Annotated in this window: 11 protein-coding genes; 4 read left to right on the top strand and 7 right to left on the bottom strand. The window is 41.5% G+C overall.

The genetic code is table 11. The features are described from left to right. Positions 1-259: 259 nt before the first annotated feature. Genes VB714_RS25685 through VB714_RS25675 form a run of 3 tightly spaced genes read right to left on the bottom strand, consistent with a single transcriptional unit; the run spans position 260 to position 2,957 of the window. Positions 260-667: a hypothetical protein gene (locus tag VB714_RS25685; protein ID WP_323227988.1), complete on the bottom strand. Its 408-nt coding sequence runs from the start codon at positions 665-667 to the stop codon at positions 260-262. A 60-nt stretch (positions 668-727) separates the two neighbouring features. Further along, entirely contained in the window at positions 728-2,086 is a 1,359-nt protein-coding gene (locus VB714_RS25680) for an MFS transporter (RefSeq protein ID WP_323227987.1), read from the bottom strand. Positions 2,087-2,132: 46 nt separating this feature from the next. Next, entirely contained in the window at positions 2,133-2,957 is an 825-nt protein-coding gene (locus VB714_RS25675; RefSeq protein WP_323227985.1) for a phosphate ABC transporter ATP-binding protein, read from the bottom strand. 355 nt (positions 2,958-3,312) lie between these two features. On the opposite strand from VB714_RS25675, the gene VB714_RS25670 reads away from it, so the two are divergent. Continuing rightward, complete coding sequence (locus VB714_RS25670) at positions 3,313-4,233, top strand: sulfotransferase (RefSeq protein ID WP_323227982.1); 921 nt, start codon at positions 3,313-3,315, stop codon at positions 4,231-4,233. 68 nt (positions 4,234-4,301) lie between these two features. On the opposite strand, the gene pstA is transcribed toward VB714_RS25670, so the two are convergent. The 4 genes from pstA to trpE all read right to left on the bottom strand — a co-directional run bounded on the left by pstA (position 4,302) and on the right by trpE (position 8,464). Continuing rightward, positions 4,302-5,189, bottom strand: a complete 888-nt coding sequence (gene pstA / locus VB714_RS25665; protein ID WP_323227979.1) for a phosphate ABC transporter permease PstA — start codon at positions 5,187-5,189, stop codon at positions 4,302-4,304. After that, positions 5,182-6,060: a phosphate ABC transporter permease subunit PstC gene (pstC, locus tag VB714_RS25660; protein WP_323227976.1), complete on the bottom strand. Its 879-nt coding sequence runs from the start codon at positions 6,058-6,060 to the stop codon at positions 5,182-5,184. The genes pstA and pstC overlap by 8 nt, the downstream gene beginning before the upstream one ends. Next, the gene (locus tag VB714_RS25655; protein WP_323227973.1) at positions 6,017-6,856 is read right to left on the bottom strand and encodes a phosphate ABC transporter substrate-binding protein; all 840 of its coding nucleotides are present in this window, start codon (positions 6,854-6,856) and stop codon (positions 6,017-6,019) included. The genes pstC and VB714_RS25655 overlap by 44 nt, the downstream gene beginning before the upstream one ends. A gap of 87 nt (positions 6,857-6,943) precedes the next feature. Continuing rightward, the gene (trpE, locus tag VB714_RS25650) at positions 6,944-8,464 is read right to left on the bottom strand and encodes an anthranilate synthase component I (RefSeq protein ID WP_323227970.1); all 1,521 of its coding nucleotides are present in this window, start codon (positions 8,462-8,464) and stop codon (positions 6,944-6,946) included. Between the two features lie 54 nt (positions 8,465-8,518). On the opposite strand from trpE, the gene VB714_RS25645 reads away from it, so the two are divergent. The 3 genes from VB714_RS25645 to VB714_RS25635 all read left to right on the top strand — a co-directional run. Beyond that, positions 8,519-8,647 (top strand): hypothetical protein, encoded by a 129-nt coding sequence (locus VB714_RS25645; RefSeq protein WP_323227968.1) that lies wholly within the window; start codon positions 8,519-8,521, stop codon positions 8,645-8,647. Positions 8,648-8,995: 348 nt separating this feature from the next. Next, a complete protein-coding gene (locus VB714_RS25640; RefSeq protein WP_323227965.1) occupies positions 8,996-9,775 on the top strand; it encodes a PEP-CTERM sorting domain-containing protein in 780 nt (259 codons plus the stop codon). A gap of 752 nt (positions 9,776-10,527) precedes the next feature. Further along, positions 10,528-10,816 (top strand): hypothetical protein (locus VB714_RS25635; protein ID WP_323227963.1); only part of this gene is annotated, 289 nt, incomplete at its 3' end.

The raw sequence follows: 10,816 nt of genomic DNA, 5'->3' as shown, positions 1-10,816 counted from the left end.
CAATCTCCAATAACTTCACTTGTTTTTGAACCAAAAGCACGAAAAGTTGGGATATCATTTTGATTATATATTTCAAAAGAGGCAATCCCTTTGGTTTCTAGTTGCGTATTGTGCCAAGTTCCCAGAAGGTTCTTGAAATCTACTTGGTTTTTATTCATTATTTATTCTTGTTGATTCTGGATTTCTGTTCAATATTGAGGGTGTATTAATTGTGCATTAATTGTGCATCAAACAATGTCTTAAAAAGTGTCTTGAAAGGTCAGTTGCTTGGCGACTGATGGAAAAACTCTCGCGAGAAATAGTTAAACTTGTCAGGACTATTCTTGTGGGTATTATAAGCCTGTAATACCAAAACCCCTTTCTTGCAATTAGCGGCAATTACAGTCTCCATAAGTTCGCGATCGTATTTTGTCGTAAACCCATAAACGATAGATGCAGTAATACCTGTTGTAAAAACTTGTAATTTGGCTTTTCCCCAATCAGAAAGATTAGGATTTCCAGCCTCAAAAACCTGCATCATCACTTCATCATTTTCAACATTTATAATGACTTTAGCGATATTCTCGGTTTGAGGGTTTGTATTATACCATGTCCCTAATAAATCGGTGAAATTGGGTTTGACTTCCCGACTTACAACATTGACATTACTTTGCTCGATCGCGTCCATAATTAAAATCCCTGTCCTAAAATCTTCCTTTTCTTATAAAACCATAAAAAGCCTACCATTTTATGCCGCAATACTCTCCTTATTTGCAATTTTCTGTGTAGAGGGTTGCATTTCTATCTCCGCATCAAAGCGATCGGGAATAGCATCCGGTATTTCTTCATCCAACAAACGAAGACGAGGATACTGATAAGCGATCGCAGCAATCAAGATCAGAATAGCTCCCATAATAATATCCAAAAGTCCAATACCTCGTCCAGTTCCTACGCCAATAATATGGCCGATATTTTCTGCTAAAGGTCCTCCCTGAGCCATTAAAGGCTCAAAAATGTTGTCATCTAAAGGACCTGCGATCGCATAGCCCAAGGTCAAACCGATACTAGCAATAGGAACTTTTAAACTAAAAACTCTTCCCTGTAACTCCAAGGGAACTTTTTTTTGCAAAGTAACTTGTACTAAACCTCCAATTATAGGAAATGTCATGAAGAAGAAAAAGTTAGAAATTGTAAATAAATATAAAGAAGGGCGTAAACCTGCAACAAAAATAGAGATTCCTGTTAATAAAGTAAAAGCAAATAATATATTAATCTGGTTTTCTCGTTCCTTCCAAAAGCTCATGATTAAACTCCCAACCACCAATCCCAAACTACTGAGAGAGAGAATAAGACCCAGACCAACTGGGGAAGTTAACGAGAGAATTAACGGCATTGTTAGAACACTAAAAGCACCCGCAAAAATGTTTTTTGTGGCCAAAAAAAACAATAACCCTAAGAGTCCAGGTCTAATAACTAAATAATTCCAACCGTCAGCCGCTTCTTGGAAAAATGAGCTTTTTTTACTATCTTCCATCTTTGCATTTGAGTGTAATTCAGGGAAGCGGATTAAGAGTAGAGGAACAAGGGCAAAAAATAAAGTAGCAAAGTCGATCGCGATAATTCCAGGAAGCCCAATTGTAACTAGCAATGCTCCTGCTAATACTGGGGAAATAAATTTGGAAACAGCCCCTGCAATACTACCCAAACCACTAGCCCGAGCCAGATATTCTTTAGGGACTAAAACCGTCGTTGCTGCACTATAAGCACTCGATTGACAAGAATTGAAACCAGCACTCAGAATAGCATTCAAATAAAGATGCCAAATTTCCAGTTTACCCACGATTAATAATACCGCAATCCCTAAAGTACAGAGACCGCTACAGAAATCTGCAATAATCATTGTCCAGCGACGATCCCAGCGATCGACAAATACTCCGGCGATCGGGGAAAAGACCAAGCCAGCCGTACTTCTACAGAGAACTAATAAACCAAATTGAGTGACTGAGCCAGTATATTCGTAGAGCCAAACACTAAGCCCAAAACTGGTCAAGCGAGAGCCAATTAGAGAAAGAAATTGTCCGAGCCAGATGAATATAAAAGTTTTCATAGTAAAGTGTAGGATGAGAAATTATTGCGTTATTTACATATATTGTTTAGCCTCGAATACCACTTATATAAGCTGATGTAATTGCTTCTTGAGGATTTTCAAAAATTTGCTCGGCTGAACCCATTTCAATCAGTCTGCCACTCCCATCTTGTACCCAAAAAATTGCGGTATAATCGGAGATTCTGCGAGCTTGAGCTAAATTGTGAGTGACAATTAAAATCGTGTATTTTCCTCGCAATCGGATAATTAGATTTTCGACAATACTGCTAGAAATAGGATCGAGAGCGCTACAAGGTTCATCCATCAATAAAACTTCAGGTTTTAATGCTAAAGTTCGAGCGATACAGAGTCGTTGTTTTTGTCCACCTGAAAGGCAGAGTGCGGACGATTTTAAGCGATCTTTAACTTCATCCCATAATCCTACATCGATCAGAACTTCTTCAACAATGCGATCGAGATCGTAGCGTTTTTTAATCCCATGTTCTTTTAACGGAAAAGCAATATTGTTCCAAATGGATAAAGGAAAAGGATTGGGCTTTTGAAAAATTTTGCCCACTCGACGACGCAGAGCAACTGTATCGGTTTTAGGGTGGAGAATGTCCAACTCTCCTAGCTTAATTTTGCCAGAGAGTTTACAGTGAGGCATAAGGTCGGTCAAACGATTAAGGCAACAGAGAAAACTGGTTTTTCCAGAGCCAGAAGGACCGATAATTGCAGTAATACAGCCTTTAGGAATTGATAAGTTTACATCTTTAAATGCTGCCTTGGAACCGTAATGGAGGCTCAATTTCTGGGTAAATAGGTAGGATTGAAGCACATTTGTCTGAGTGGGAGAGGAAATCAAGTTTGTATCAGATGAAACTATACTCATGGATTATGGATAGATATAATACTTTAGAACTTATCGCGGCTCTATATTAATCCTTTGATGGAGAAACTGGGCTGCAATCCAAAGTTACCGCAGTGTCAATCCCTCTCTCATGGTTAAAACACTAATACCATAGCAGAAGCATTCTATTTTTAGTTAGAAATTCCCCATTTCGATTGATTACTCGAAATCTTAAGAGGCGATCGCCTCAAGCCATTATTAATAACTCAGTTCAATCAAGTTACATTTTAAGATTGACTAGGCCATTCATGGTAGTATTCTTCCATAAAATCCCAAAGGATATCTGCAAAAAATTTGCCAGCAGAGAATTCCAACTGGAAATTAAGGAGAAAAACTGATGACCCAAAACCCTCAAGATAATCCAGAAACTTCATCACAAAGACAAGGATTTGAAAGATATCCTGGGTGGAAGCAAATGAGAAAAAAAAGGAATGCTCAGTTAGACGAGGCATATCTCTTAAACAAGGATAAATTTGAACAAGCATTCCAAGAGATAGATAGATTTTGTCTGTTTATTGGTTATCCCAGAAGCGGTCATACCATTGTCGGTTCATTGCTTGATGCTCATCCTAATATCATTATTGCTCACGAACAAGATGTTCTCGAATATATTAGACGAGGAGTTCAGAAAAAAGAGCTTTATCATTTTTTACTTAATAATTCTCAACGACACGGCCAGAACAGAGAAGACTTAGCGAATACTGGAAAGGAGAAAGAGTATAGTTATAATGTCCCCAATCAATGGCAAGGACGTTTTCAAAAATTAAAAGTAATTGGTGATAATAAAGGAGGATCGACCTCAAGACAGTTAGGAGAAGATATTTCTTTACTGGAAACTACTTCTAATATTGTTAACAAGCCTATCGATTTTATTCATGTTATTAGAAACCCCTATGATAACATTGCCTCAATCTTGGTAAGAGGACAGGGTGACTGGTCAAGTCCAGAGTTTTGTATTAAAAAGTATTTTTCCTTGTGTGAAATTGTTGAACGGGTTCAGAAAAAAGTGGCAGTAGAGCAATTCCATCAACTCCGTCACGAAGATTTTATTGTCAATCCTCAAGAAACTTTAACTAAACTTTGTGAATTTTTAGGACAATCTGCACCAGAAGATTATCTTTGCGATTGTGCAAGTATTGTTTTTGCTTCCCCCAACAAAACTCGCACAAAGATACAATGGAAACCAGAAGAAATAGAACGAATACAAGCCGAAATGGAAAAGTTTGATTTTCTCAAGGGCTACTCTTTTACAGATTAGAGAGTAGTATTTGGAGAAGGGGAATAAGTGGGGAGATGCTAATCTTTGCGGCTCAATTTTGTATCTTTTCAATTTTGTATCTTTTCACGGAGTAGTTTTTCTGTAATCCAAATTGCTGTAGTGTCGATCGCCAATAAGAGGAACACTAATACTAAAGCCGAAGCGTAAGCATTGTCATCTCCCCCAGGAACATTCATAGATAAGTCGTAGATATGTAAGGAAAGAGAACGACCGGAATCAAAAAGAGATTCCGGCATTCGGTAAACATTACCGCTAGTATAAATAAGCGCCGCAGTTTCAGCCATTGCCCGGCCAATTCCTAAAATTAACCCAGCAACTACACTCGGAACTGCAGCCGGTAACAACAATTTTGTGAGGGTAGCAGTACGTGAAAGTCCGAGAGATGCCGCACTCAAACGATAATCGTTAGGAACTCCCCGCAGTCCTTTCTCTATAGATCGAATCAGGATGGGCAGTACCATACAAGCTAAAGTTAAACCCCCTGAAAAGAGAGAAAATCCCAATCCGAGGACAATCGAGAAAAAGGCATTACCAAATAAACCAAAAACAATAGAGGGAACCCCTGCCAAAATATCTAAACTAAAGCGAATTAATCGTCCAAACCAGTGATCTGTGGGTGTAAATTCAGCCAGTAATATAGCAGTGCCTAGTCCCAATGGTAGGGCAACAACCAAACAAATCCCTAATAGCAGTAAAGTTGAAACGAGAATAGGTGCAATACCCCCCGTGCGACCGGAATCTAGGGTTTTACCTGTCAGGAATGCCCAAGAAATTTGTCTGCTACCGTGCCAGAAGATATCGAATAAAATCCAGAGGAAAACACCGGTTACAAAAAATGCAGTTGACCAAACCAGTAAGGCCAAGAAAATATCCTTATAAGCAATTTTGTCTCTTTGTTTGAGACTAAAAGAAAAAGGTCTAAATTTGTTAATCATAAAAATCTTCGGGGGCGATCGCCTCAGCCAGAAAAACTAAAATAAAACTGGCCCCCATTAAAAGCAAACCACTAACAAATAAAGCCGAACGGTGTTCTCCAAGAGCAAAACCCATTTCCAAGGCGATATTGGCAGGTAAAGTGCGGATCGGAGCGAAAATAGAGCTAGGTATCTGCACCACATTGCCACAAACCATTAACACAATCATGGTTTCCCCTAAAGCCCGTCCCGCAGCCAGAACAATGCCCGAAAATACCCCAAATCGCGCGACAGGCATGACAATCCCCCAAATCGTTCCCCATCGGGATAATCCCAAAGAAGTTGCAGCTTGTAAATATTCTTGCGATATCGTTGAGAAGCTGGCATCGACGGTGAGGGCGATCGTGGGCAAAATTAAGAGTGCTAAGAGTAAAATTCCTGCCAGCAAACTTGTTCCTGGAGGATGTAAGCGGTTAATTAGGGGAACCAATACCGTTAATCCCCAAAAACCATAAATGACTCCTGGAATTCCTGCTAATAGTTCCAGCGATCGCCGATAGACATTGGCGATCGCCCTAGGCGCATAGTAATTGCAAAATAAGGCCGAGAGAATTCCCAATACCGCAGCCAATAAAACAGCACCCGTCACAACTAGGAGGGTACCGATCAACATGGGCATCAGATTGTAGAATCCTTGGACGGGATGCCAAGAAGAATCTGTGAAAAAAGCAAGCAAACCAACCTGACGAAATGCGGGTAGGGACTCAAGAACGAGGAAAGTTAAGATCAAAAAAACAATCCCCCCAACGATTACCGCCATCCCTCGCAGAATCCACACCAGCAAGCTATCAATTTTTTGGGGGAATGAATTTCTGTTGGCGGATGATGTCATGGTTTTCTTCAGCCAAGTTAAAATCAATGAATTTTTTAGCCAACTCTGAAGGTTCTCCTTCGGTGACTAAGTTAAGAGGGCGATGTAAAGGAAAACTGCCATCCGCAACCGTTTCCTGATTGGGTTCAATACCATCTAAGGACAACATTTTAATCTTGACACCTTGGTTCATATCATAAGCTGTCGAACCAATAGAAAGATAACCGATCGCGTCAGGATTGCCAGCAATCGTTTTCAGCCCTTGTTGATTATCGCCAATGATTGCATCGGGCTGAATATCGGTGTTATCAAGACCAAAATACTCAAGAAAGATATCTAAGGTGGAATGTCCCTCGGCTCTATGCACAACAGTGATGGGAGCATCTTTACCCCCTAAATCTTGCCAATTCTCGATTTTTCCGGTATAGATATCAATCACTTGTTGGCGGGTAATATTTTGCAAGGGGTTTTCGGCATGAACGACGATCGCAATCCCATCCAAACCGATGAGAAAAACTTGTGTTCCTGCTTGTTCTTCGGGTTTTAGGGCGCGGGAAACCATACCAATATCCGCCAATCCTTGTTTTGCATCGGCTAATCCTTTCGAGGATCCCCCCGTTTGGACATCAATGCGAATATTGGGATTCTGTTCTTCAAAACGTTGTCCCATCGATAAAGCAAGAGGAGCAATCGTACTGGCTCCCGTCAGGATTAGTTTTTCCGGTTTCAAGTCCGTTGACCCCGGTTGGGTGCAGCTTGAGAGCAAAATCCCTAAAACTAAGGCGATGGTGATGGGAGGTTTGAATTTAGAACTCATATCAATTAGATTCGATGCAAAAGAATTAAACAGGATTGTTGTAGTTCAACAGTTTACACACTGTCAGTAGGGTTTCGATTCATTAAATTAAATTAAGGAGCGAATGGCTTCAAGTAAACCCCGTGCTTTATTGAGGGTTTCTTCATATTCATTTTCTGGGATAGAATCAGCCACTAAACCCGCCCCAGCTTGAACGGAAACGAGATGGCGATCGCTGCCTTGGGGACGAACTATCATTGTCCGAATGGCGATCGCGCTATTAAGTTGTCCGCTAAAGTCGTAGTAGCCATAAACTCCCGAATAAACCCCCCGTCGTTCCGGTTCCAGTTCGTGTAGGATTTCCATAGCGCGAATTTTCGGCGCACCGCTTACGGTTCCAGCCGGAAAGGTCGCTTGCAGTAAGTCCCAAACTGTTTTATCGTCCTGCAATTCACCAATAACATTACTAACAATGTGCATAACGTGGGAATAGCGTTCCACAATCATCAGTTCGTCTACCGTTACGCTACCGCTAACACAGACCCGCCCCAGATCGTTGCGCCCGAGATCGACTAACATCACGTGTTCCGCGCATTCTTTCGGGTCTTTAAGGAGGTCTTCTTCTAAGGCTTTATCTTCAGCGAAAGTTTGTCCGCGTTTGCGAGTCCCGGCGATCGGTCGAACAGTAGCGCGAGTTATCCCCTCCTGGAGTTTTTCCGCTTTTACCATCACTTCGGGACTCGAACCGATGATTTGCCAATCCCCGAAGTTAAAATAGGCCATATAAGGAGAAGGGTTAACTAGGCGCAGGGAACGATAAAGACTAAAGGGAGAACCTGTATAAGAAGCAGATAGGCGTTGAGAAATAACCACTTGAAAGATATCTCCTGCCCGAATGTATTCTTTCGCTTTTTCGACATTCGCACAATACTGTTCTTTGCTGGTATTGCTCTCATAAAACGGATCGGTATTTTGGCTCTGGGGATACCATTCTAATTGTGTCGCTTCAACGGGAAGAGGGAGTTTGAGTTTGAGAAGTAGGGACGTAACGCGATCGCAGGCTGATTGATAGGCGCTTTTGAGGTCGGTTTGGGGCGATCGCAGGTCTGCATAGGCGATCGCCCAAATTTTCCGCTTCACTTGATCGAAAACAATTAAACTATCGAAGTGCAACCAGATGCCATCGGGAAGATCCCCTTCTTGAAGAGGATAGATAGGGACTCGCGGTTCGATCCAGTTAATCAGTTCGTAACCCCAAAAGCCAAATAAACCACCAATACCAGGAGGAAGTTGGGGTAAATTGGCGGGCTGATAGGGTTCTAAGCATTCTGCCAAAATATGGAAAGGATTACCTTTAAAGGTATTGATGCTTCCATCTCGGTGGGTTTGGGTGGTGCGATCGCCTCTCGCTTCTAAAATCCATGCCGGATCGCTGGCTAACCAACTATAGCGTCCCAGATTTTCTCCCCCCTCTACAGACTCAAGCAAAATGTTATAGGGTTGTCCCGCACAGACCTTATACCAAGCAGAAACGGGGGTTTCGAGGTCGGCGACCCATTCTTGATAGACGGGAACAAAATTACCCTGTTTGGCAAGTTCGCAGAATTGGGAAAAGTCGGGAAAAATCATTGGGCAATGGAAGATGGGGGACTATATCTTTATTATCTGTGGAGGTGTATTGGTTTGCCTATTTTATCTTTTTCTTTCGATTCGGCGATCGCTTTGCGTAAATTTGCGGTTGAATTGCGCGATCGCGTAGTCCATGTTATTCTAGATCACAAGAAGAGTGCGATCGACACAGCAAAAAAGTGATATTTTCTAGAAAACAAAGAACTCTTATCCCTCAAGTTCATCATTTCCTTAAAAAAGTCCAGAGAAATATAAAGAGTTAATCAAGAAGTGATTTTACGGTTGCATTTTCCAGAGGTAGCCAGTATTGTTATAGATAAGCGCAAGGACAAGTTCCTACCAGAGTGTTCCAAGAGCATCTCCACCAGACAAAAAACAAATAAACATATTTGAGTCGGGGGAAGCGGGATTTTAACAAGCTGTAAACTAAAGCGTTATCAGTCATTCATCTGAACGACAGAACCTAAATCGCGCTATCCCCATTCTTCAAGAAACTAAACTAACTCTTCTAGCAATATCGAGGTACTAACCATGACTGTTCAATCTACTCTCTTCTCCAAAATCACTCAAGCGGCGATCGCTCTTCCTCTCGTTGTTGCTGGTATGGCTCTCAATGTTGGCTCTGCTGAAGCTGGAGGATTTGCGGGCAGTTTCCAAATTAGCAACGAAAACGTTAAGCTCAACTTATCTAGCGGCTATCTTGATTTCGTTGATAGTCTCTACACCAATGTTAATACAATGGGCATTGATGATGACTTAGCTGAAGTAGAAATTGTCAATGGTACGGGAACTTTTGCCAACTATCAAAGTGCATTTCTTAAGGATTTGAGTATGCCATTAGTTGGAGAAGTTCAGTCCTTTATCGACCTCAGTACAGACAAAACCTACGCGGATCGTCGTAGTGACTGGCTTGATGCTGGGGATTTTACGGCTCCAATTCCTCTAAAAGGTGTTGCTGACGGGAATGACACTTTCAACCTGACTAAGATTACCGGTTTTGAATATTCTGACGCAGGCGGAATAAGTGGTTCTACTTCTTTCAACTTGTTCTTTGACGGTATGTTCTTGGGTAATGACTACGAAACTACAGCAGGAAAAGGAGTTTTAACCTTCCAGGTTGCTGGTTTGACGGCTTTAGAGGTTGAATCACTTCTCGAAAGCGATCCTGAAGGGAAATTAACAGGCTTGACTTTCTCTGGCGCGGCTGTCACTGTTGAGGGCGTTCCCGAACCTGCTACCATCTTAGGTTTATTAGCAATTAGCGGACTTGCTGGTACTTCCATTCGCAAGCGCAAAGCTGCTGACGCTTAAGAACCTATCTATCGCATCTAAATAGCGATTGTAAAACTAAGAAACCCAACTTTTTCAAAAAAGTTGGGTTTCTTTAATTTTCAACTTAAATTTTCAACTTCTGTTACAATTTTCTTTTACTTTACATTCCTAGACAGACAACAGTAAATGTCTATAGAATTATGGGAAAATTGTCAACCCTTAAGAGACACTTTTCAAAGTGGCACATACTTGTCAAGGGCAGAATCGAGAAATCGACATAATTAGCTTGTGTGTGAGGAAAAGCAACAACGAGAAAAGAATCTGGGGTCGAAACACGGCAAGACTCCCAATATCTTTTTAAGTTGAAGTGATGAGTGAGTGACAGGGAGCGACCTCGATTGGGGTCGCTCCCTCATTTGTGAGTTTATTTGTGAGTTTATTTGTCTATAAATCACTTTAAATAAATCTTTTGATCTCCTAATATTTCTGTTAGTCAGGAACTCACCGCTAAGTCCTCCGGACTCTAGCGGGAGCTTGAAAAAGCCCTAACCTGACCAGACTCAGCGAGAAATCGCTACGTTATTTAGGTCACGAAACCTACGAATGCGTGCCAGTTTGTAGCCCTTTCGTACAACTTTAAACAGGTCTAAGAGTTAAGCCAGTGAGTTGTACTTAACAAGCCTAGATAACATTGTCGAGGCAAACTTTACCCCGAAAGGGAGGCTCGAAAGAGCAAAATCCGTTATGCGTACAGGGTTGTTTAATTAGATACAGTAATTGTCCTGTTAAAAATGCAATACAAAAGCATCCTAATTAAACAACTCCAAGGCGGTAACGGAACCAATATAAAGCCGTCCTATAAGGGCGGGGTTTCTACCCATTTTTCTGATGAACACACTGATTCGCTTTGCTCAGACTCCCTTGTTTGTGGCAATTCCTCTCCCGCTAACCCTATCGGGGCTAACGGGAGTCCCCTTGCCACATCTTTAATGGAAATCATTATTATCATTCTTTCTGGATGGTTATCGGCGATCGCCCCGACAGGATTTGCTCTTGATACCATCATTGAAAGCAATCTTC

Origin of the sequence: Spirulina sp. 06S082 (assembly GCF_034932145.1) — a bacterium.
In the GTDB taxonomy this organism is placed as follows: Bacteria; Cyanobacteriota; Cyanobacteriia; order Cyanobacteriales; family Spirulinaceae; genus CCY15215.
The sequence above is the reverse complement of the archived record's forward strand: the minus strand, read 5'-3'. Positions and strand labels throughout refer to the sequence as shown.

Bases quoted from the DNA above. Each gene is read 5' to 3' on its own strand.
- VB714_RS25685 (WP_323227988.1), bottom strand. From the start codon at position 667: ATGGACGCGATCGAGCAAAGTAATGTCAATGTTGTAAGTCGGGAAGTC.
- VB714_RS25680 (WP_323227987.1), bottom strand. From the start codon at position 2,086: ATGAAAACTTTTATATTCATCTGGCTCGGACAATTTCTTTCTCTAATT.
- VB714_RS25675 (WP_323227985.1), bottom strand. From the start codon at position 2,957: ATGAGTATAGTTTCATCTGATACAAACTTGATTTCCTCTCCCACTCAG.
- VB714_RS25670 (WP_323227982.1), top strand. From the start codon at position 3,313: ATGACCCAAAACCCTCAAGATAATCCAGAAACTTCATCACAAAGACAA.
- pstA (WP_323227979.1), bottom strand. From the start codon at position 5,189: ATGATTAACAAATTTAGACCTTTTTCTTTTAGTCTCAAACAAAGAGAC.
- pstC (WP_323227976.1), bottom strand. From the start codon at position 6,060: ATGACATCATCCGCCAACAGAAATTCATTCCCCCAAAAAATTGATAGC.
- VB714_RS25655 (WP_323227973.1), bottom strand. From the start codon at position 6,856: ATGAGTTCTAAATTCAAACCTCCCATCACCATCGCCTTAGTTTTAGGG.
- trpE (WP_323227970.1), bottom strand. From the start codon at position 8,464: ATGATTTTTCCCGACTTTTCCCAATTCTGCGAACTTGCCAAACAGGGT.
- VB714_RS25640 (WP_323227965.1), top strand. From the start codon at position 8,996: ATGACTGTTCAATCTACTCTCTTCTCCAAAATCACTCAAGCGGCGATC.